Source organism: Nocardia sp. NPDC058499 (assembly GCF_042719915.1).
In the GTDB taxonomy this organism is placed as follows: Bacteria; Actinomycetota; Actinomycetes; order Mycobacteriales; family Mycobacteriaceae; genus Nocardia.
This window is the reverse complement of record NZ_JBHXMZ010000002.1, coordinates 440,548-462,990: the sequence shown is the minus strand read 5'-3', so window position 1 is coordinate 462,990 and position 22,443 is coordinate 440,548. Positions and strand designations below refer to the sequence as shown.

At 65.5% G+C, this 22,443-nt stretch carries 18 protein-coding genes; 8 read left to right on the top strand and 10 right to left on the bottom strand.

Annotation, left to right across the window (positions count from 1 at the left end; translation table 11 throughout):
* Positions 1-201: 201 nt before the first annotated feature.
* From ACFWPH_RS07310 to ACFWPH_RS07300, 3 genes are all read right to left on the bottom strand, one after another.
* Complete coding sequence (locus ACFWPH_RS07310; protein ID WP_378748726.1) at positions 202-1,263, bottom strand: hypothetical protein; 1,062 nt, start codon at positions 1,261-1,263, stop codon at positions 202-204.
* A 241-nt stretch (positions 1,264-1,504) separates the two neighbouring features.
* Entirely contained in the window at positions 1,505-2,425 is a 921-nt protein-coding gene (locus ACFWPH_RS07305; RefSeq protein WP_378748725.1) for a helix-turn-helix domain-containing protein, read from the bottom strand.
* Positions 2,426-2,478: 53 nt separating this feature from the next.
* Positions 2,479-4,200 (bottom strand): nitric oxide reductase activation protein NorD, encoded by a 1,722-nt coding sequence (locus tag ACFWPH_RS07300; protein ID WP_378748724.1) that lies wholly within the window; start codon positions 4,198-4,200, stop codon positions 2,479-2,481.
* Between the two features lie 112 nt (positions 4,201-4,312).
* Between ACFWPH_RS07300 and ACFWPH_RS07295 the strand changes: the two genes are divergently transcribed.
* A complete protein-coding gene (locus ACFWPH_RS07295; protein ID WP_378748723.1) occupies positions 4,313-5,470 on the top strand; it encodes an acyl-CoA dehydrogenase family protein in 1,158 nt (385 codons plus the stop codon).
* Positions 5,467-6,570 carry an acyl-CoA dehydrogenase family protein gene (locus ACFWPH_RS07290; protein ID WP_378748722.1) on the top strand — a complete coding sequence of 368 codons (1,104 nt, stop codon included), beginning with the start codon at positions 5,467-5,469 and terminating at the stop codon, positions 6,568-6,570. Before ACFWPH_RS07295 ends, ACFWPH_RS07290 begins: the two co-directional genes overlap by 4 nt.
* 28 nt (positions 6,571-6,598) lie before the next feature.
* On the opposite strand, the gene ACFWPH_RS07285 is transcribed toward ACFWPH_RS07290, so the two are convergent.
* From ACFWPH_RS07285 to ACFWPH_RS07260, 6 genes are all read right to left on the bottom strand, one after another.
* Positions 6,599-7,858 carry a cytochrome P450 gene (locus tag ACFWPH_RS07285; RefSeq protein WP_378748721.1) on the bottom strand — a complete coding sequence of 420 codons (1,260 nt, stop codon included), beginning with the start codon at positions 7,856-7,858 and terminating at the stop codon, positions 6,599-6,601.
* A gap of 29 nt (positions 7,859-7,887) precedes the next feature.
* Positions 7,888-9,105 carry a cytochrome P450 gene (locus tag ACFWPH_RS07280; protein ID WP_378748720.1) on the bottom strand — a complete coding sequence of 406 codons (1,218 nt, stop codon included), beginning with the start codon at positions 9,103-9,105 and terminating at the stop codon, positions 7,888-7,890.
* Positions 9,105-10,565, bottom strand: coding sequence for an aldehyde dehydrogenase family protein (locus ACFWPH_RS07275; protein ID WP_378749419.1), 1,461 nt, complete (start codon positions 10,563-10,565; stop codon positions 9,105-9,107). The genes ACFWPH_RS07280 and ACFWPH_RS07275 overlap by 1 nt, the downstream gene beginning before the upstream one ends.
* Before the next feature lie 60 nt (positions 10,566-10,625).
* Entirely contained in the window at positions 10,626-11,756 is a 1,131-nt protein-coding gene (locus ACFWPH_RS07270; protein WP_378748719.1) for a spirocyclase AveC family protein, read from the bottom strand.
* Positions 11,753-12,871, bottom strand: coding sequence for an ABC transporter substrate-binding protein (locus ACFWPH_RS07265; protein ID WP_378748718.1), 1,119 nt, complete (start codon positions 12,869-12,871; stop codon positions 11,753-11,755). The genes ACFWPH_RS07270 and ACFWPH_RS07265 overlap by 4 nt, the downstream gene beginning before the upstream one ends.
* Before the next feature lie 85 nt (positions 12,872-12,956).
* Positions 12,957-13,769, bottom strand: a complete 813-nt coding sequence (locus ACFWPH_RS07260; RefSeq protein WP_378748717.1) for a CbbQ/NirQ/NorQ/GpvN family protein — start codon at positions 13,767-13,769, stop codon at positions 12,957-12,959.
* 496 nt (positions 13,770-14,265) lie between these two features.
* Here ACFWPH_RS07260 and ACFWPH_RS07255 point away from each other — a divergent pair, with 496 nt between their 5' ends.
* From ACFWPH_RS07255 to ACFWPH_RS07230, 6 genes are all read left to right on the top strand, one after another.
* Positions 14,266-15,555 carry an amidohydrolase family protein gene (locus tag ACFWPH_RS07255; RefSeq protein WP_378748716.1) on the top strand — a complete coding sequence of 430 codons (1,290 nt, stop codon included), beginning with the start codon at positions 14,266-14,268 and terminating at the stop codon, positions 15,553-15,555.
* A gap of 217 nt (positions 15,556-15,772) precedes the next feature.
* Positions 15,773-17,062: a TetR/AcrR family transcriptional regulator gene (locus ACFWPH_RS07250; RefSeq protein ID WP_378748715.1), complete on the top strand. Its 1,290-nt coding sequence runs from the start codon at positions 15,773-15,775 to the stop codon at positions 17,060-17,062.
* A gap of 454 nt (positions 17,063-17,516) precedes the next feature.
* The gene (locus tag ACFWPH_RS07245; protein WP_378748714.1) at positions 17,517-18,302 is read left to right on the top strand and encodes a spirocyclase AveC family protein; all 786 of its coding nucleotides are present in this window, start codon (positions 17,517-17,519) and stop codon (positions 18,300-18,302) included.
* Positions 18,303-18,340: 38 nt separating this feature from the next.
* Positions 18,341-19,543, top strand: coding sequence for a cytochrome P450 (locus ACFWPH_RS07240; protein ID WP_378748713.1), 1,203 nt, complete (start codon positions 18,341-18,343; stop codon positions 19,541-19,543).
* A complete protein-coding gene (locus ACFWPH_RS07235) occupies positions 19,540-20,442 on the top strand; it encodes an SDR family NAD(P)-dependent oxidoreductase (RefSeq protein WP_378748712.1) in 903 nt (300 codons plus the stop codon). Before ACFWPH_RS07240 ends, ACFWPH_RS07235 begins: the two co-directional genes overlap by 4 nt.
* Positions 20,443-20,473: 31 nt before the next feature.
* Entirely contained in the window at positions 20,474-21,352 is an 879-nt protein-coding gene (locus ACFWPH_RS07230) for a mycofactocin-coupled SDR family oxidoreductase (protein WP_378748711.1), read from the top strand.
* A 111-nt stretch (positions 21,353-21,463) separates the two neighbouring features.
* Here the strand turns inward: ACFWPH_RS07230 and ACFWPH_RS07225 are convergent, their stop codons facing one another.
* Complete coding sequence (locus tag ACFWPH_RS07225; RefSeq protein ID WP_378748710.1) at positions 21,464-22,417, bottom strand: DUF5996 family protein; 954 nt, start codon at positions 22,415-22,417, stop codon at positions 21,464-21,466.
* Between the last annotated feature and the right edge of the window lie 26 nt (positions 22,418-22,443).

Here is a 22,443-nt window from a genome sequence, read left to right as displayed (position 1 = left end):
GCTGTGCGCAACCGCCTGGGGGGTTGCGCACACTGCTTCGGGACTGACCGGCAGCCGCCGGGAGCCGTACTCGTTCGGCTACAGATCGGCGCGACGCCGGCCTCGGACAAGCAAAAGCGCGGTAGCCCGCCTGCAAGCGGAGCTACCGCACAATGCCGGCAGCGGGGAGGACCCGACAGGCGTCCCGCGGGAAGTCTCGGGTCAGTCGGTTTCGACCGGGGTGAGTGTGAATCCGTCGTTGGGTTTGCCGCCGAGGAAGGCGGCGAGCCCGCCGCTGAGTGCGTAGGTCGTCCCGCCGGGTCCTTCGGTCACGTCGCTGGTGACGGGATCGGCCACAGTGTCGGTGACCTTCACGGTGGCGTTCTGCCAGCCGTCGCTCGGCTGCACCCGCTGGATCTGGGCTGGTTCGCCGGACAGCAGACCACTACTGACCGCGGAGATCGAGCCGTCGGGCAGCAGTCGCATGCCGGCAGTGGGGGACACCAGCGGCGCGGAGAGCTGCACCGGCTGCGCCTGCTCGGGATGTTGGACCGGCACGCGGATCAAGGAACCTTCGGCCATGGCGATGATCAACTGGTCACCGTCGACCCATTCCACCGCGGCCATTCCCACACCATCGAGGAAGTCGGGGATATCTAGCTTTCCGCGCAGCAGGTCGTTCTGCAGGAAGACCGAGGCGCTGCCTTGCTGGTCGATGCGGAATATCGTCGGGGTCAGTTCGTCGACGGCGTAGGCGGTGCCGTCGGGTGCCACTGTCACGTCCGAGATCAGGTGCTTGCGACCGTCCTGGAGGATCGCGGCCAGATCGACGCACCAGTGCTGACGTCCGGTGGCCAGGTCGTAGCTACCGACACCGGCGATGCGGAAGGGGTCCTCTTTGTTGGAGCGGTCGGCGAGGCCGTAGTCGGTATTACTGACCAGAACGCGGTTGCGTTCCCGGTCGACGTTGACGGCCTGGGCCGACACGATGGCGGGATCCTGGATGAAGGGACTCACCTTTCCGTCCGGCCCCACCGTAGATACCGCGCCGCTCTTCAGCGAACCGGCATAGAACGTTTTCGACTGGATATCGAAGTCCGCCGAGTGTGGGAACACATTCGGGCCGTCGGCCTCGATCGCCCCGGGTGGCTGGGGCTGGTTCTGTTCGAGCCGGGGCTGGCCGGGGCTCAGCGGAGAGCCCTGTGCGGTCGCCATCGTCGCGGTGGCTGCGAAAGCGATGAGTGCCGTGCCGGCGATGGCGGTCTTCAACTTCGTGTTCGTCATGGTTCTTGCTCCTCGAAACAGATGGTGCCGGTTGTGCTGTGCGGTGTTTGCCGGAAAGAAGCTCGCTGGTATCGCGTCTCAGCGGGCGGCCGGGCGGGTCGTTGCCGGAGGCATGTTCCGCGGCGGACGGATAAAGGCGCGCGTGATGGAGCCCCAATCGGCCTCGGGCCGGGCGGCTATGAGTGATTGTTCGGATAGATTTTCGGTGTGGGCGGCGGTTTCGGTTCGGCCCGTGAGTGATTCAGACGAGCCGCGGTGGCACGCCGCCTGCTGCGGAGCGGGCGATGGGTGGTTTGTCCACGGCGGGGACCAGGGCCTGACCGAGCAACTGCAGGGCCGCCTGACCGGCGGAGCCCGGCGCGGCCGTGGTCACTACCAGCTTCATCCCCTGCTCGCGGGGTACCGCAAGCGTATGTTGCAGTACGTCCAGCTCACCGATCAGGGGATGCCGCATCCGATACTCGGCCGTATCCCAGGCCCGTACCCGGTGCTCGGCCCACAAGGTGGCGAATTCGACGCTGTGCACGGTCAATTCACCGATGAGAGCGGCGAGCTGAGGATCGTCCGGGTATACGCCGACCGCCTGCCGCAGTTTGCCTACCACATCTCGCGCCTTTCGGGGCCAGTCCACGTACAGCTCCCGCGTATGGGCGTCCAGGAACACCATCCGTGCCGTATTGGGCCGGGCGGCTGCTCGATCGGGGCTGTCCGGGGCCAGATGACCGGCGAACAACGCATGCCCACAACGGTTCCACGCCAGGACATCCGAGCGGCGGCCGACGACTACCACGGGCGAGTCGCCGAAGGCATCCATCAACTGGCGCACTGCCGCGGTGACCCGCTCGCCGGGCAGCCGGCGCCGTCGCGGCCGGGCCTCACCGGACAGGGAGTGCAGGTGGCGCCGCTCCGCATCGTCCAACCGTAGCGCTGTGGCCAGCGCGTCGAGGACCTGCGGAGAAGCATTGAGTGACAACCCCTGTTCCAGCCGGATGTAGTAGGCCGTGCTCACGCCGGCCAGCTGTGCCAGTTCTTCACGCCGCAGCCCCGGAACCCGGCGGCGGTCACCGTAATCCGGCAACCCCACATGTTCCGGTTTCAGCTGTGCGCGGCGCGTGGACAGGAACTCCCCGAGCAGCGACTTGCCCTGCGTTGTGTCGTTCATGGGATCGAGTATGGCCAGATCCTCCGCCGTCAGCCTGCCCCTGCCAGTAGTAGTCACGCGGCCGTGGGCGCCGGGCGGTCGCGGTGCCGGGCCGGGCGGCCTATACGTGTTCCCGGCATATGCAGCGCCGAACGGAAGAGCGGGCCGACAATTGCGGGCAGGTGCTCGGGGCCGGGGACGGTGACGTACGCGGCGCTGCCGAAGACTCTGGCCAGGTCGGCATCGCCCGTGTCGGCTCCGATGGTCAGGCATAGGCAACCTATGCCGTCCCGCCGGGTTTCGGCGAGGGCGCGGTGAGCGTCGGCCGCACCGTAGGCCCGGTCGTACCCGTGGTCGTAGGCGAGTCCGTCCGACAATACGAGCAGTAGTCGCCGGGCCGTGCCGCCGTCGGCCCGCAGCACCGCGGTGCCGTGCCGGATCGCCGCGCCGAGGCGTGAATACGCGCCGGGCCGCAGACTGTGCAGGCGTTGCAGGACCGGCGTCGCCAGCAGTTCGTCGAAACGTTTGACGGGGAGGATGTGTACTGCGGAACGCCCTTGGGAGCGGAACGCGTACAGCGCTACCCGGTCGCCGAGTCCGTGCAGCGCCGAGACCAGGGACGCGGCGGCGGTCCGCTGCTGATCGTGGATCGGCACACCATTGCCACCGGCTTGCGCAACCGACCCTGAGATATCGAGCAGGACCAGTACGGACAGATCGCGCCGGTGGCGCAGGGTGTCGAGGTATACGGCCTCGTCCGGTGCGGACCCGGACAGGATCCGTGTCCTCGCTTCGACGACCGCGTCGAGATCGAGATCGTCGCCTTGGGGCCGGCGCCGGGCGGTTCCGGGAGCCGAACCGAGCCGCGCCAGCGGTCGTTGCAGACCGTGCCTGTCGGGGTGGGGCAGCCATGGTTGCGGATCGGCGTCCGGCGGGGTTTCGAGCACGGTGCACCAGTGCGGTCGGTACCGGCTCCGGTGCGCATCCCATTCCGGGTAGAGGCAGGCGCCCGGACTGTTGTCGCTGAGACCGGGGGAGTCGGCGCCGACCGCCGAGCCGGAGGTGACCGCGCCGGCCCCGCGCGTACCGGGCCGGCCGCGGTATCCGGCCGAGTCGGCACCGGGCGGACCGTTTCCGCCGGGTTTCCGTACCGCATCGAGCATCGCGCGGAACAGTCTGCCGATCGCGCCGCCGCCCCCTATGGGATTGGTGAACACATCGGGGAGGTCGTCGTCGGTCGCCTCGTCGTCGTCCGACAGTTCGGACTCCCCCTGTCGATCTGATCGCGGGCGATATGCGCCGGCTGCACTCGCCTGCGGTTCCGCGGCGTGGGTGAGCAGCACGGTCCGGGCGCGTACGACGCCGAAATATGCCGGCGCATCCGGTAGCGGCATTCTGCTTCGGGCGATCATGAGGGCGGCGTCGGCGCTGTCGGCGAGGGCGGCGATCTCGCGGTCGATCATTGTCCGGGCGTAGTGGGGGAGTGTGTCTGCGTTGGCCAGCAGCGCCCGATGGCCTTCCACGGTGAGATATCGGGCGGCGAGAGAGGCCTTGCGGCCGAGTGTGCGCAGGATCGCCGGTGCGAGGCTACCGCCGGAGATCAGCGAGGCGTGCAATGCCAGCGACTGCCGCTGGTAGGTCGGTGTCCGGCTCGGATCGAGGTATATGCAATTCCCGTCCGTCCAAGTCGGTTCTCCCGCCGGCACGTAGGCGATGCGGACCGTACGGCCCGCGATCGCCGAGGCCAGCGTGGCGAGACCACCCGATTCCGGCTCGGCGCTCTGCTCGGCGATCATCGTGCCCTCCTTCGGCCGGTTTGCGCCCGGCGTCACGGAACGCGTTGACCAAATATCTGTTCCACGATATTGTTCCGATTTGTCCGAGTCAATGTTCGCCGGATGGAGAACCATGGACTTCTCGTACCCACCCGAGACCGAGCGTTTCCGGACGGAACTACGGACCTGGCTCGCAGCCAATCTCTCCGGCAAAGTGATCGAGAGCAGTGCCCGGCGCGGCACCGACGATGCGGCCTTCGAAACGTTGCGAACCTGGGACGCGACGATGGCCGATGCCGGTTGGGCCGCGATGGCGTTACCCGCCGAATACGGCGGGCGCGGGGCGGGCGTCCTCGAACAGCTGGTCTATGTGGAAGAGACCACTCGGACGCGAGTACCACTGCCGCTCAACATCATAGGATTGAACAATATCGCCCCCGCGATCCTGCACTACGGCACGGAAGAGCAGAAATCTGGTCTGCTGCGCCGGATGATCCGGGCCGACGATATCTGGTGCCAGGGTATGTCCGAACCCGACGCGGGATCGGATCTGGCCTCGTTGCGGACGAAGGCGGTGCGGGCCGGCGACGACTACATCATCAGTGGACAGAAAATCTGGACCTCGCTGGGGCATCGAGCGGACTGGTGCCAGCTCTACGCCCGCACGGACCCGCAAGCCCCGAAACATTGCGGCATCACTTGTTTTCTCGTCGATATGTCCTCACCGGGTATCGAGACAAAGCCGCTGGTGACGCTGAACGGCGACGCGGATTTCGCGGAGATCTTCTTCGATGAAGCACGGGTCCCCGCCGCCGCGATACTGGGCCCGCTCGACGGGGGATGGCAGGTGGCCACCACCACCTTGAGTCATGAGCGGGCCGGTGCGGCGCGCCTCTACGTCGAACAGCAGATACTGCTCGAAGAGTTGATCGCCGATCTGGCTGCGGTCGAGGAAAACGGCCGGCGAGCCCTGGACGACCCGGTTGTCCTCGGCAGACTGGGAAAACTCTCCGTTCGCATCACCTACCTAGAAATACTGTGTCGCCGCGCGGTTTCCGCGGCAGCGCACGGGGGCGATGAATTACGTACCGCCAGTCTCGCGAAAACGGTATGGGGGGAGGTCGGGCAGGAGCTCGCGGATACGGCCTACGACCTGCTGGGCGACGGAGGCGGTAACGGGCGATGGGCCCGGCACCGCCTCGCCGCCCGGTCCTTGACGATCGCCGGGGGAACTACACAGATCAACAAGAACGTCACTGCCGGTCGAATGCTAGGACTGCCACGCTCATGAATCTCGAACTCGACGAGCACCATTTCGCCCTGCGGTCCTCGGTCCGGGCATTCCTGGAACGTAGCGCCGGTGTATCCGGACATACGCGTGCGTTGCTGAGTGATGCGCGCGGGACCACCGGTTCGGTATGGCAGGGCCTTGCGACGCTCGGCGTCACCGGTCTGCTCGTGCCCGAGGAACACGGCGGGAGCGGGGCCGCGCTGGTCGATGCGCTGGTGGTACTCGAGGAGCTGGGCGCCGCTCTGTACTCGGGTCCCTGGTTGTCGGCGGCGGTCGCGGCGCCACGTGCGCTGTACCGGTTCGGAGCCGGCTCCGCGGATGCCCTGTCGACGGCATTCGCCGCTGGTTCGACAATTGCCACGGTCGGTCCGCTCGATCCCGGATCCCGGCGGCCGCAGGTGTCGTGGCTCTCCGGGAACACTGTCCTGAACGGCCGGTTGCACGCTGTTCCGGACGCCGCGGCCGCACAAATTCTACTGGTCTTCGCGGACAGCCCGGACGGTATCGGGCTCTTCTCGGTGCCGACGGCCGATCCGACCGTCGGCATCGTCAGGCGTTCGACGGTGGATCTCACCCGGCGAGTATTCGATATAACCCTCGATGACACTCCTGCCACCGAACTGGCGACCGGCGGCATGGCCGAACTGGTGGCAGTGCGTGACGACGTGTTCGCGGCGTATGCCGCCGACGCGGTCGGCGCCGCACGTGCGGTCACGGACCTGGTCATCGCATATGCGAAAGTTCGCCATCAGTTCGGCCGGCCGATCGGGTCCTTCCAAGCGGTACAGCACCTGTGTGTCGATATGTACGAAACAGTCGAACTGGCCTACGGCGGCGCCGTGCACGCACTGTGGGCGGCCGATCATCCCGACGACGAGCAGCGGACCCGGGCTGCGCTGCATGCCAAGGCGTATTCGCGCAACCTCGCCACCGTGGGAGACAACGCGATCCAGGTGCTCGGCGGGCTCGGGTACACCGACGCGCACGATGCACACCTCTACCTGCGGCGCCTGCTCGGCTGGAGTACGTTCCTCGGCGGTGGGGATCGCTATCTCGAACAGGTGGGCCGGCACGTCGTGGGCGCGTGCCGGTCGATGTGACCGACGGGCACGCGCCCGGTAGCCGCTGTCATTTCCCGGTATCGAATTCCACATGCAATTCCGACAGGCCGCGCATGACGAACGTCGGTTCGTATCGGTAGGTCCGTGCGCCCGGTTCGCCGTGCCGGGACTCGTCGATACGCAGATCGGTGAACCGATCGAGTATCCGGTTGATCGAAATACGCGCTTCCGCCCGCGCGAGTGGCGCCCCGGGGCACGAATGGGCGCCCCGGCCGAACGCAATGTGCTCGCGCGCATTGCGGCGGTCCACCTCGAACCGGTCGGGGTCGGGGAATTTACGCGGGTCACGATTGCTCGCGCCTGGTAACAGCATCACCGTCGCGCCTGCCGCGATCGGGCATCCGCCGATTTCGGTGCTGGTCCGTGCCATCCGGAAGTGGCTCTTCACCGGGCTCTCCAGCCGCAGGGTTTCCTCCAGGAAGCCGGGCACCAACTGCCGGTCGTTGCGGATCCGGTCCTGGATTCCGGGGTTCTCGGCCACATTCCGCACGGCCGCGCTCAGCAGCTTGGTGGTGGTGTCCTGACCGGCCGCGAAGAGGAATGTCGCGAGTTTCACGACCTCCTCGATCGTGGGGACGGAGCCGTCGGGATAGGTCGCCCGTGCCAGTGCGGTCAGCACATCGGCACGCGGGCTCTCCCGCCGCGAGGAGATATAACCGCGGAACTTGTCATCGAGCCATTCCAGCGGGTTGTGGGCGAGTTCGCCGCCGAGACTTCCCACGATCTGCCCGCCCAGTACGGCCCGGAACTCGGTGTGATCGGTGGCAGGTACACCGAGTAGGTCCGCAATCACCAGGGTGGAGAACGGTTTCGCGTAGCCGGACAAGAATTCGACCCGGCCGGTAGCGGCGAAGGTGTCGAGTTGCTCGTCGGCGAGCTTCCACATGAACTCTTCGTTCTCGCTCAGCCGTTTCGGTGTCAGCAATTTGCTCAGCAGGCCCCTGGTCCGTTGATGCCGGTCGGCGTCCATGGTCACCACGTGCTCGGCCATCGGAATGGCGTCACGGTGCAGTTCGAGCAGTTCGGTGATGTCATCGCCTTCCGCGGTGAACGGCAGCGGTGCGAACGGGCCCACCACGGCATTACAGGAGGAGAACGCCGCGTCCCGGTACGCGGCGACGGCTTCCGCGTATCCGGTGACCGTGACCACGCCCGCCGGTCCATCGGTGAGAATCGGTGATTTGCCGCGTAGGTGGTCGAAATAGGGGTAGGGGTCGGGAATCAGGGATTCGTCGGTGAAATAGTCGACCGATTCGAATTCGGGCACGAGTCCTCCTGGGGACGGGGCGGGACAGCTCAGTCCGTACCGGCCGTGAACAAGACGGGAAGCGCTGCGGGAGACCGGAAGACCTGTCCCCGGATATGGGGGTCTGCTGCTGCCGGATCGAGCCGCAGATCCGGCAGCCGGTCGAGGAGCAGTTCCACAGCCACGCGCATTTCCAGCCGTGCGAGATGCATACCGAGGCAGATATGCGCACCGTGACCCCACGAGATGGCGGGCCGGGCCGGGCGGAAGATATCGAAGGAGTCGGGATCGTCGTATCGGTCCTCCTGCCGGTTGGCGGCGCCCAGCATCGGCATCACCGATGAGCCCGCGGGGATCGGTACTCCGCCCAGTTCGGTATCGGTGGTCGCGACGCGGGTGATGGTGAGTAGCGGCGCCTCCCAGCGCACGGCTTCTTCGATCGCCTGCGGGATCAGGCTCCGATCCGCGCGCACGGCCGCGAGTTGTGGCGGATGGGTGAACAATCCGAACAGGAGGTTGCCCAGCGACCGATAGGTTGTCTCGACCCCGGCGGGGAGCAGTAGTCGCAGGAAGGAGAAGATCTCCGGGTCGGTGAGGTGTTCTCCGTCGATCTCGGCGGCCGCGAGCCGGCTGATGAGGTCGTCGCGCGGCTGGGCGCGGCGGGCCGCCAGAATCGGGGCGAAATACTCCTCGAGCGCAACCGATGCCGCTTTCCCGCGTTCCGGGTTGATCGTGAAACTCAGCAGCGAGATGGACCATTTCTGGAATTGCGCGAAGTCTTCGCGGGGCAGCCCCAGCAGCCCGGCGATGATCTGCGTCGGGAACGGAAACGTGAATTCCTTCACCAGATCGGCGCTACCCCGCGCCACGAATCGGTCGATCAGCTCGTTGCCGACCGTCCGGACCAGGCTGTCCTCCCATTTGGCCAGTGCCTTCTGCGCGAAGGCTTTCGAGACCAGTGCGCGATGCCGCCCGTGCTCGGGTTCGTCCATACCGAGCATGACGTGGCGGCCCAGGGAATCGCCGAAGGCCTGGATGATGATCGCGGAGGAGAACGTTTCGTTATCGCGGAGAATATGGCGGATATCGTCGTAGCGGTAGGCGATGAACAGTGGTTTGGTGTCGTCTCCCGGCATCGTGGACATATCGATGCGCTGCACCGGCTCCGCCCGCCGCTGCCGCGCCAATTCGGTGTAGGGATCGCGGATATTGCCGGAGACCACCTCGTCGAAGGTGCCGAAGTCGTCCAGATCGTCGAACAACTGCATCAGAGTTTCTCCTGGGTGGCGGGATAGGCGATGGATTTGATCTCGGTGTACTGGTCGAAACCCACGCTGCCGTTCTGGCGGCCGATACCGCTGGCCTTGTAACCGCCGAACGGGACGTCGGCGCTGTAGCCCGCGGCGCCGTTGAGCCCGATGAACCCCGCGCGCAGCCGGCGCCCCAGCGCGAGAGCACGATCGATGGATCCGGACATCACATTTCCGGCCAATCCGTACATGCTGTCGTTGGCGATCCGCACCGCGTCGTCGTCATCGTCGTACGGGATGACGGACAGAACCGGGCCGAAGATCTCCTCCTGCGCGATCGTCATCGAATTATCGACGTCGGCGAACAGGGTGGGCTGCACCCAGAACCCTTTGTCCCGGCCGGCCGGAGCCTCGGTACCACCGGCGAGCAGAGTGGCGCCTTCGTCGATACCTTTCCGGATGTAGCCGAGTACACGATCGCGCTGCTTGGCGGAGACGACCGGTCCGCACAGTGTCGCGGGATCCTGGGGGTCGCCGGGGGCGATGTTGTCGTACATCGCCTTCAACAGCGCGACCCCCTCGTCGTAGCGGGACCGGGGCAGCAACATCCGGGTCGGGTTCGCACAGCCCTGCCCGGCATGCATACAGGGTGCGATACCGATGGCGCAGGCGAACCCGAGATCGGCGTCATCGCAGACGATCGTGGCCGATTTCCCACCGAGTTCCAGGAACAGCCGTTTCATGGTCGCGGCGCCCTTCGCCATGATGCGCCGCCCGACGGTGGTCGAACCGGTGAACGAGATGAGATCGACCTTCGGCGAGAGGGTGAGCTCCTCGGCCACCAGATGGTCCGAGGCGGTGACGATATTGACCACACCGGCCGGGATATCGGTCTGCTCCGCGATCAGGCGTCCGATCCGGGTAGCGTTGAACGGGGTATCCGGGGCCGGTTTGAGGACGACGGTGTTCCCGGTGGCCAAAGCCTGACCGAGTTTGTGGACCGCGACCTCGAACGGAAAATTCCACGGCACGATGGCGCCGACGACACCCACCGGCTCCCGCACGACCTTGCGGGTTGTCAGCACCCCGGTCAGCGGGACGAAGGCGTCACCGAGGTCCACTTCCCACGGATAGGTGCCGATGAGGTCCGCGGGATAGGTCAGCGCGTCCGCGAGCGGGGCGTCGAGCTGGGGCCCGTAGGTGATCGCCCGCGGGCATCCCGCTTCCCTGATGAGTTCCTCACGCAGCTGCTCCTGTTCGCCCACCAGCGCGGTATGCAGTTGCCGGAGGCAGTGTGCGCGAAAGGCGCGACCGGTCGCCCAGGTGGTGTCGTCGAATGCGCGACGGGCCGCGTCGATCGCCCGGTGCATATCGTTGTTCGACGCATCGGCCACCTCGCCCAGGACTTCTTCCGTGGCCGGGTCGATATCGGTGAACGTGCCGGCCTCGCCGTCGACGAGCCGGCCGTCGACGAGCATTCTCGACTCGAATTGCGGTACGAAGGAATCAGCCATGATCCGGGCTCGTTTCTGTGGGGGTCATTCGGCCGGCGCGCATCGTCCACCGTCGGCGGGTGCCGCGACATGGGGACGGCCGTCGGGTTGTGCGCTCATCCACGTCGACCAGATCCCGGCCGAATACGGGCCCGGCTGACCGTTCTGTTCGTAGAAACCCTGCGGGTCGTACACCTTGGCCTCCGGGTAGGGCCACGGGCAGGCGACCGAGGTCGCGACCCGGGTCCATTTGATGACCGCGAACCACCCGCCGTAGACGAAATACGAGACGTTCATGATCACGAACATCACCAGCACCATCCCCACCAGCGGCCGGCCGGCGAAAATCTTGGCCCGCGCGGCGAGCTTCTCGGCGACCGTGCGCCCGGTGTCGTCCCGATAGATCAGCACCCCCGCCGGGATCATCACGAACGTCACCGCCAGCGACTCCCAGAGCAGCGGGAACTGATGGGGCGTGCCGGCGAACACCGAGCCGAACGGAATGACCTGCGAATAGATGTACATCCCGGTGCGGACCAGCGAGACCTCGAGGATCATGTCGAAGACGAATCCGATGGGCAGGATCAGCAGCGCCAGACTGATCAGCGGATGCCGCCAGACGAACGACTCCGGGGACCGCCGCGCCTGGAGTTTGCGCAGGAGCCAGATCGCCGGGAAATAGGGTCCGAGGTAGAACAGCACGTACCCGAAGACGACGAAGGGTTCGACCGTCGGCGACAGCGATACCAGGGGCCAATCCTCGGGCCAGTGCCAGAGTTCGGGGTTGTAGACCGCGAACGGCGCCCAGTTCATGATCGGGTCCTGCCAGACGATCGCCGTCGTCATGAAACCCATGATCAGAACGGGGTCGCGGGGATTGCGGCGGAACATCCGGACCCAGATGCCGATCACCAGCAGTACCGCGGCGAGCGTGCCGATATGGATCACATCGATCCAGTGATCGAAGCCGAAGAGCGGCTCCACCGGGCGCGGTGCCCCTTCGATTTCCGGGTTGCGGATCCGGTCCGACACCGCGCCGCGCCGGGCGTACGCCGCGGCCACCCCGATGGCCAGAAGTGCCACGGCCAGCAGGCCCCAGCGCAGGTAGTTCGGTGTGGTCGCGGCACCCGCGGACCCGGCGGAATCGCGCGCCGGGACCGTTTCGTGCGCCTTCATGAGATGTCCGATCCGAATCGGTCGACGAGATAGGAGGTGACTCCGTCCGGATCGAGCCGGCGGGCCACGAGGTAGCCCGCGCCCATCCACGCCCGCCGGGTCCACTTGCCTAGGGATACGCGAGTACCGGGAGCGCCCGAGGCGGCGGGCAGCATCTTGACCCGTTCGAGTGCTTCTTTGATCCCGCGCGGGCTCAGCGGGTGTGCGTCGGTGAGCGCGCGCAGCAGTGTCTGCGCGATATCGTGATTGACCACCGGCACGCAGTATTGCGGCCGTCGGCCGTACCGCTTCTCGAAGCGATCGAGATAGGCCTGCCCGACCGGATTGGTCTCGTCGTACTGGTCGACGCCGATCCAGCCGGTGAACGCCTTCCACATGATCGGATTGACCCAGGCGTTCTGGAACGCCGTGCTGGTATAGCGGGGCGGATCCCAGCCGAGCGCTTCCAGTGCGGGATTGATGAATACGATGCCGAAGCCGAAGCCGCAGTGCACGATCGCGTCGGGTGCCGCACTGTGCAGTGTCTGCACCGCTGCGGAGATGTCCTGTCCTGTCTGGGCTATCGCGGCTTCGGCGACGATACGAATCCCTTTGCCGGCGGCCGCGCGCCGGAAGTTGCGGAGATAGGTTTCGCCGATCAGGGAATCCTCGACGAGCATCCCCACGGTCGAATGTCCCGCTTTCGCCAGCAGATCGGCCCAAAAGATCGGTTCGTCGGTCATCGAGCCCTGCGGGAAGGAGAACGTCCATTCACCGAGCCAGTCGTCGGTGCCGGTAACCGATATGGCGGGGATACGGAACCGGTTTTCGATGGCCTCCTTGGTGGCGACGCAGTTATCGGTGATGTTGGGCCCGAAGACCAGTACACAACCTTCGTCGACGAGTTCACCGAATCCATCGATCACAGCTTTGACCGTGCCCTTGGGCAGACCCTCGACCTCTTTGTAGACGATCTGCACCGGGCGATCGATGACGCCTGCCGCGAGTGCCTCCTCGAAAACGAGCTCGAACGGTAGCGACAGATCGTCGTACATATCCTCGGGGAAGGACTCGGGGAGCCGGAAGTCCATGAGATAACCGATTTTGATCGGTTCCGCCGTGCTCTCGTAGGCCATGGTGGCTTCCTCCTGATTGCCCGCAACCTCCGCGGTTGCGAGATGGGCTGGTATTCGTTGGCTGGGCCGGGACGCCGGGGCTCGGCTACGACTGCGGGCTGGACACGTAGGCCTCGATCAGTTCGCACAGTCCGCGGGCTGCTACGGGATCGTCGGTCAACGGCCCGGCCACAGCCGCCCGGGCCGCGGCACGGGCGGGTAATCCTTCGGTGATCAGCCGCGCCGTGGAGATCAGGACACGAGTGGAGGCGACCTCGCGCAGAGTGCCGGTCTCCAGCCGCCGGATGGCATGACCCAGCCGCACCAGTTCGGACGCCGTCTCCGCGCCGACCCCCGATTCCGCGACAATGATCGACTGTTCCAGTTCGGGGTCGGGATAGTCGAAGGTGATCGCCACCATGCGCTGCCGGGTGGAATCCTTGAGGTCCTTCAGCACACTTTGATATCCGGGGTTGTAGGACACGACCAATCCGAACCGGGGATCCGCGACGATATCTGTCCCCAGCCGTTCGAGCGGTAGCCGGCGCCGGTGATCGGCGAGCGGATGCAGTACCACCGTGGTGTCCTGACGAGCTTCGACGACCTCGTCGAGATAGCAGATCGCGCCGGTGCGCACGGCCCTGGTCAGTGGTCCGTCGACCCACTCCGTCTCGCCACCACGCAACAGATACCGGCCGACCAGATCGGCCGCCGTGAGATCGTCGTGGCACGACACCGTCACCAAGGGTCTGCCCAGTTGGTGCGCCATCGCTTCGACGAAACGTGTCTTGCCGCAACCGGTCGGCCCCTTCAGCAGGATCGGCATGCGCTGCCGATATGCCGCTGTGAAGGTCGCGACCTCGTCGCCGACCGGTTCGTAGTAGGGCCGCGCCGTCTCTCGTTCCAATGTCGTACTCACTGTCGACACCTCGTTCCGCCTGCGAGTTCCCGGTGCCGGTGCACTACGTGGATTCGCGGTGAAATGCCGCTCGGGGGATACCGAAGCCGAGCCGCAAACCTAACTTTTGTTCTGAGAATAGCCACGCTTGATCGGCGCGGTCAATGATCGGGTGGCTTTTCCTTTTTCCCGGCGCCGCTGCCGGTTTCGTGTGATCATGGGCCGTTTGCCCCGGATGGCGTCGCCCCTGTGCCCCGCCGGAACTAACCGGATCATCATTGACCAAATATCTGTTCCTTGGCTACAGTTGGGGCACTCGAAATCCGGTAGAGCGAGGTCGATCGATGACCGTGCACACCTGTGGGCGCGAGCCGTTCGAGCGCCGGCCGCCCCGACGCGGAGCGGGGTTCGATCCGGAAACCCCGCGCCCTTCCGGCCACGCGCCGCCGGAGTGCCCCGATAAGCCCTGGAGGCCACCGACAACGCCGTGCGATACGGCGACGCCAAGGAGTGCGGTATGGATATGAACGATTTCGTCCTCGTATCGGTCGACGATCACCTCGTCGAGCCGCCGGATATGTTCGATGACCACATACCCGCGAAGTACAGGGACGATGTGCCCGAACTGATTCAGCGGGCCGATGGTACGGACGCCTGGGTCTTCGAAGGGCAGGAAGCCACCAATGTCGGCCTGAACGCAGTTGCGGGGCGCCCGCCCGACGAGTACGGCGCCGAACCCACCAAGTTGAGCGAGATCCGCGAGGGGTGTTACGACATCCACGAACGTATCCGCGATATGAACGTCAACGGCGTGGCCGCGGCGCTGAACTTCCCCTCGTATCCGCAGTTCTGCGGACAGTACTTCGCGCGCGCCAAGGACAAGGATCTCGGCCTGGCGGTGCTGCGGGCCTACAACGACTGGCATATCGACGAATGGTGCGGGACGTACCCGGGGCGCATGATTCCGCAAGCCCTACCGCCGATCTGGGACCCGGAGCTGATGGCCGAGGAAGTGCGGCGGGTGGCGAAAAAGGGTTGTCACGCGGTCTCGTTCTCGGAGAATCCCACCAAACTGCAATACCCCTCGCTGCACGATCCGCACTGGGATCCCTTCTGGCGGGCGTGCAGCGACGAGAACACCGTGGTGAACCTGCATATCGGTTCCTCGTCCAGCGTGGTCATCACTTCGATCGACGCACCGGTGGACACCATGATGACCCTCCAGCCGATGAGTATCGTCGAGGCGGCCGCCGATCTGATCTGGTCGCCCACACTGCGGCGGTTCCCGGACCTCACCTTCGCGCTGTCCGAGGGTGGTATCGGCTGGGTGCCGTATTTCCTCGAACGAGTCGATCGGGTGTACAAGATGCACCGGGCGTGGACGCACCAGAACTTCGGCGACAAACTGCCCAGCGAAGTCTTCCTCGAACGTATTGCGTTGTGCTTCATCGACGATGGTTTCGGTGTGGAGAGCCGTCATAAGCTGAACCTCGATATGGTCGCGTGGGAATGCGATTACCCGCATTCCGATTCGACCTGGCCGCTGGCGCCGGAATCGCTGGCCGGGAATCTCGGCGGCGTGCCCGATGACGAGGTGGACAAGATCACCCACCAGAACGCCCTCCGGCTGTACTCCTTCGATATGTTCGGGCACTTGAACAGGGAGGACGTCACGGTCGGAGCGCTGCGTGCCCAGGCGCACGATGTCGACCTGGGCTTCCGTTCCTCCGAGCGGCTGAAGAAGACCGGCACCGATACAGTGACCGTCCTCGATCTGGCGCAGAGACTGCCCACGTCCACTTCCTAGTCCGGGCCCGGAGCGGCGCTCGGCGTAGTAGCCGTACCGGGGCCACGGTACGGCTACTACGGGTAGGTGCCCGCGGCAGGCCGCAACGCCCTGTGATACCGGGCTTCTGGTACCTTCGAACAAATATTGGGTATCGGCGAATCGGGTGGCCACGGTCGTTCGACGGCCCGGACTGTGCCGGCTCGGTCACGGCCGGGAGATGCGCTGTGGAGGAGTTGTGGGGCGTGGACAGGTGACGGTGCAGCAGGGTGATGGCGGCCGTGCCTACGACGACGGCACCCGGCGCACCGAGATACTCCAGACCGCGGCCGGTTTGATCGCCCGCTCGGGTTTGCGCACCTCGTTGCAGGAAATCGCCGATGCGTGCGGGATTCTGCCCGGCAGCCTGTATCACCACTTCGAATCCAAGGAAGCAATTCTCGTCGAACTGCTCCGGCGCTATCACGCCGATCTGGACGAAGTTGCCGTCGATGCGCAAGAGAGGTTGAACGGTCCGGATTCGCGCTCGGCGTTCGATCGGATCGCCGAGCTCGGATCGGCGATCGCGCGCTGTGCGGTGGCTCACCGCGCGGCACTGCAGATGTCGTTCTATGAGGGACCCAGCGCCAATCCGGAACTCATTTCGATGATCCGCCGCCAGCCCACGGCGATCCTCGAGGCGATGCTGCAGACTCTGCGGGCAGCTAAATGGGGCGGGTATCTCAGGGCAGACGTCGATCTGCCGGTCCTCGCCGATCGGATCTGCCAGTCGATGTTGCAGGTGGGGCTGGATGTTATCCGGCACAATGCGCCGGTGGAACGAGTCGCCACTCTGCTGTGCCGGATCCTGCTGGAGGGGCTGGCGACGGACCCGCCGGCCGATGACGAGCTCGACGGGTCCGCCGCATTCCGTGCGGCCGACGGTGTGGTGCGGACCTGGTCCGATGCGGAGGATGATCCCGACGACAAAGCGGCACGTGTCCGCGCGGTCGCGCGCGCCGAATTCGGCCGGCGCGGCTATGAGAGTACGACGGTGCGCGATATCGCCGCGGCGGCCGGTCTCGGCACCGGAACCGTGTACCGGCTCATCGGGTCGAAAGAGGAATTGCTGATCACGATCATGCGCTCGTTCGGCGAGAAGATCGCCGTCGGCTGGACCGATGTACTGCGGTCGGAATCCTCGGCGGTCGAGAAGCTGGACGCGCTGAGCTGGCTCAATACCAATGCGCTGGATCGTTTCGGTGACGAGTTCCGCATTCAGCTCGCCTGGATGCGGCAGTGCCCGCCCGATACCCCGAACCCCGGCTGGATGTTCGCCAAACGGGTCCGTCAGATGAAAACCCTCCTCGCCGAGGGTATTCGATCCGGTGAGATCGGTATCGACAGTCCGTCCAACGAAATGCTCGCCCGGTGTGTGATCGGGCTCGGCTGGTTCCCGGAGAACATCGTACGTGACCTGGGCACGCGGGCCTCTCAGATCCATGTGCGGGATACCGTGCTGCGGGGAGTCGTCCAGCGCACTGCATGAGCGCTCCGGCGCGAACGTGGCGGGATCGATGGAAAGCGTGAACAGAACAGATCTTTGGTTGAGTGCCCGCTGAGCGGTGCCCTCGGGCAGATCGGCGGTATCCCCGGTATGGGTTGTGGTCTATCGGATATCGCCGGGCATCGCGTTTCTTGGCGTGGTAGGGAAACGGTTTCCACCAGCGCGATCATATCGGCCAGCGCAGTTCGCTGAGCGTTCGTCGTAATCCCCCGGGGTCGAAGTGTTCGAAAAGTGGGGCGGGACGGTGTCGAGTTGGCTATCGTAGCGATGGAACAATTATTAGGTTCGCGGTGCGAGTTGATTGCAAGTGAGGGGTTCGAGGTATGGGGCAACTCATCATGGTGGGGTCGATGGTGGTCATCTTCGTTCTCGTCGTCGGTCTCGTGTACCGGTTCGATCCGGAGGCGCGACGCCGGCCGTCGAAGGAGAGCGATCGGTGAACACCGAGTTGACCCCATTACTGACGGTCTCGATCGCGTTCGCGTATACCGGTGGCATCACCTTCGTCGCCCTCGGCACGTATCTGTCGATCCGCCGGCGCCGGCTACATCCGCTGCTGCTGGTTTGTATTGCGGCGATCTCGATCTCGTGGATCGAGGCACCGTACGACTGGGCGGTGTACGCACAGTTTCCGCCGGCCATCCCGCGGATGCCCTCGTGGTGGCCGCTGAACATGACCTGGGGCGGATTGCCCGCATCGGTTCCCCCGGGCTACATCGCCTACTTCGTCCTACCCGCCTTTATCGGCGTCGGCCTCGGACGACTGCTGATCTCGAGATTCGGGTGGCGCCGGCCCACCGTGTTCCTGACAGTGGGGTTCGTCGTCGGGTTCGTATGGGCGTTCCTGTTCAATGCCATCGTCGGGGCCCAGCTCGGCCTGTTCTACTACGGGCGGGTGCTCCCGGGGATGGCGATCTTCGAAGGCACGAAACACCAGTATCCGATCTACGACACCGTCGCCATGGCTCTCCAGATGATGGTGTTCACCTACATTCTCGGCCGGACGGATACCGAGGGGCGCACCATCATCGACATATGGGCCGATGCGAAGGCAAAGACCCGCATCGGTTCGTCGGCGTTGTCGGTGGTGGCTGTTGTCGCGATCGGAACCGCCATGTACAGCGCTGTTTTCGCGCCGCATCTGGTCACCAAACTCGGCGGATGGGTGACGTCCGGGTCCACCGAGCAACTGTTCCCGGGCGTGGAGAACCAACCCCTATGAGAAGAGCCGAAAAAGCGTCCGGTCGAGAGGATTCGAGCATGGCGACCACCGGTCCGGCCACTGTGTATTACGACCCGTTCGATTTCGATATCGACGACGACCCGTACCCGATATGGAAGCGCATGCGGGCCGAAGCGCCGCTGTACCACAACGACAGATTCGGCTTCTATGCGTTGAGCCGGTACGACGATGTCGCCGAGGCACTGCCCGACTGGGAGACCTTCCGGTCCGGGCGTGGGACAACGGCCGATATTCTGTTCAACAACATGGAAGTGCCGCCGGGCATTCTCCTGTTCGAAGACCCTCCGCTGCACGACCTGCATCGCAAACTGCTGTCCAAGGTGTTCACGCCGCGACGCATGCTGGCGGTGGAGGATCTCGTCCGTGGATTCTGCCGGCGGGCACTCGATCCGCTCGTCGGTGCAGGTGGGTTCGATTTCATCGCGCACCTCGGGGCGATGATGCCGATGCAAACCATCGGGTACCTGCTGGGAATTCCGGAACAGGACCAGGCGGACATCCGCGACAGGGCCGGTATCAGGATCGAGCTCGCGGCCGGCTTCACACCGGGGGAGATCAATCCGAAGCTGTTCGAAGAATCGATCATCATGTTCGCCGAGTACATCGAATGGCGCGCCGCCCACCCCTCCGACGATCTGATGACCGATCTGCTGAACGCGGAAATCGAGGAAGCGGACGGCACCGTCCGGCAACTCACCCGCACGGAGGTCCTGGCCTATACGGCGATGATCGCCGGCGCGGGTAACGAGACCACCGCCCGGCTCATCGGGTTCATGGGCCAATTGCTGTCGGACCATCCCGAACAGCGACGTGAGCTTGCTGCGGACCCCTTGTTGCTTCCGGGAGCGATCGAGGAGACATTGCGATTCGAGCCGCCGTCGCCGGTGCAGGCCCGGTACGTAGCACGCGATACCACGTACTACGGCCATACCGTGCCCGCAGGGTCGTACATGCTGTTGCTCAACGGATCGGCGAACCGGGACGAATCGCGGTTCACGGATCCGGATACCTACGACATCCATCGCACGACCGGCCACCTGAGCTTCGGGCACGGCGTGCATTTCTGTCTCGGATCGGCACTCGCCCGCCTCGAGGCCAGAGTCGCCTTCGAGGAGGTGCTCCAGCGATGGCCCGACTGGCAGGTCGACTACGCGAACGCCGAGCGTGCGCACACCTCGAGCGTCCGGGGCTGGGCACGACTTCCGGTGCTGACGCGATGAGCCCGGCCCGATCCGGCGCGCAAAGCCGAAGTGCCGTTATCACCGGCGCCGCGCGTGGCCTCGGACTCGCCTCGGCAGCGCGGCTGTACCGCGACGGTTGGACCGTCGTGGCTGCGATGCGTTCGGTGGAGGCGGGTATGGCGAACCTACGCCACGTCACCGGGGCTGCCGAACGCGATCCGCGCATCATCGGCGTAGCGCTCGATCTGACCGATCCGGTATCGATCGAACGAGCCGCCGCCGCGATCCAGGAATCGGTGGGTGCACCGGACGCGCTGATCCACAACGCCGGAATCTCGGCTGCCGGAATGGCGGAAGAGACGCCGGCCGATGTGTGGGATCGGATGTTCGCCACCTCGGTGACAGGTCCGGTCGCCTTGACCTCCGCGCTGTTGCCGTCGATGCGCGCTGCCGGCGGGGGGCGGATCGTGCTGGTGTCGAGCCAAGCCGCCGTTCGCGGGATGCCCGCTACCGCACCCTATGCCGCCGTCAAAGCCGCGATGGAGCGCTGGGGGGAGGCCCTGGCCGGTGAAACAGCCCCGTTCGGTATCGGTGTGACGATCCTCGTCACCGGAACCTATGAAACCGACATCATCACCGATGCCGGGACCATCGACTGCCGCGATCTGCACGGGCCCTACGCGCCGCATCACCGGACGATGGATGCACGTGGCCGCAAGGCCATGAAATCGGCTGCTCGGTCCCCGGGGAAATTCGCCGACGGATTGGCCGCGGCCCTCGAGACCGGCCGGCCGTTCACCCGCCGGGCTATCGGCCCCGACGCCCGAATGCTGTTGATCGCCAACAGGTTGTTACCGGCCGCCGGGATGCACCACCTCACCCGCATGATGCTCGGAATACCGCGTTTCGGTGCGCTGCGCCACGGTTCGAACCGGTGAGGTGCTCTGTTCGAGAGAAGGAGAACAGCACATGTCAGGCAAACTGGAGGGCAAAGTCGCTCTCATCACCGGGGCCGCGCGCGGGCAGGGTCGCGCGCATGCCGTCGCGATGGCGAAGGAGGGCGCGGATATCATCGCGCTGGACATCTGCCGCGATATCCCGTCCAACCCCTACCCCCTGGCCGGCCCCGAAGATCTTGCCGAGACGGAGCGTGCTGTCGAAGGCTGCGGCCGGCGAGTGGTGGCCCGAGTAGCCGATGTACGCGAACGCAGCGAGCTGCGCGAGGCAGTCGAAGCAGGTGTGCGCGGTCTGGGCGGACTCGATATCGTCGTCGCGAACGCCGGGATCCTGCCGATGGCGATGGGCGAGCCCGACCCGATGCACTTCGTCGACGCCTCCGATGTCGATCTGCTGGGCGTGATGAATACCGTGGCGGTCGCCATCCCGCAGCTGCCCGACGGAGCGTCGATCATCGTCACCGGATCGACCGCCGGCATGATCCGCGGCACCACCGACAACCCGGATATGGGTCCCGGTGGCGCGGGGTACGGCTGGAGCAAACGCATCGTCATGGAGTACGTGGACGAGATGTGTCTCGTGCTCGCACCGAGAATGATCCGGATCAACGCGATCCATCCGACGAACTGCAATACCCATCTATTGCAGAACGAGGGCATGTACGGCGTGTTCCGGCCCGACCTCCGGGCGGCAGGAAAGACGGCGACCCGTGCAGACGCCGAACCGTTGTTCACCCTCTTCCAGGCGATGCCGATCCCGTATATCGAACCGGAGGATTCGGCGAACCTGGGCGTTTTCCTGGCGAGCGACGAGAGCCGCTACATCACCGGCCAGCACATTCGGATCGACGCCGGATCGCTGCTGAAATGGCCCAACGGCCCCGGAAAATGAGTTCGCGCCCGTTACCCGGCTGCCGGCGGCGTCCCGGGCGATCCAGCCGGCCGGCGGCCTGGCAACCGGCTCGCCGGTCGAACAGCAGAACCGGATGCCATCGGGGTCCGCTCAGTGTGGCTCTGTGACGTAGCGGGTGGCTGTCCGGTGCGCGGGGTCGACGTCCAGAAGTTCGCGGTCCCAGCCGACGCCGGCGGCTGCCTCATAGGTTGATTGCAGGAACTCCAGCACGGTCGCTTCGGGCTCGTCGGCGCAGCGCACGGTCTCATAGGGAAGCAGGAATTCGTGGATCGCGGCGTCGTAGTAGCCCGCCGGTGGACGGATAGGTGTGTCCGCGTAGCCGCTGGGTTCAGGGTAGGCGTAGGCGTAGAAACTGCCCTCGGCCGTGCCGCCGGGCCAGAATCCGGCACTGGCCAGCTCGCGTGAATAGCCTTCGACCATGACCCAGTCGGCGCAGTTCGGCGCACCGCCTGGATGGGGCGGAGCAGTGCGCCCGGAGAATCGGCTGTAGGCCAGGTCCATCGCCCCCCAGAAGAAGTGCACGGGGCTGGCCTTGCCGGTGAACTGCCCGCGGAACCGGTTCAGGACACGGTCGGCAGCCACCAGCTGGCGCCAGAAGGTGTGCGCGTGATCCCGGTCGTAGGCCGCGTGCGTGATGTCCTCCGCGAACGGGATCGCTGTTTCGACCTCGACCGGTCTGGCCAGAATCGTTATCTCGATATCCAGTGCGTGCAGCGCGGCCATGACCTCGGCGTAGAAGGCGGCCACGGACTTGGGCTCCAGATTGATCCGGTGTCGCGCGCCGGTGCCGGCGCGGATGTGTAGCTGATGGTCGATGAAATCGAACTCGATATCGAATATGCCCTGGTCGTAGGGGATGGCCGAGGTCGTCAAACCGCGGGCGGAGACATAGAGGGGGACATGCCACCAGTGATTGACCTCAGGCGCCTGGGCCAGGCGCAGTTTGCCGATGATCTGTGTCCACATATGCAAGGTGTCACGGGTGGCGGTCCACTCGTCCACCCGTAGCGCCGGCCAGAGTTCGTTTCGCGATGTGCCCGGCATACCGCTCCCTTCAGCCGTGGTACTCG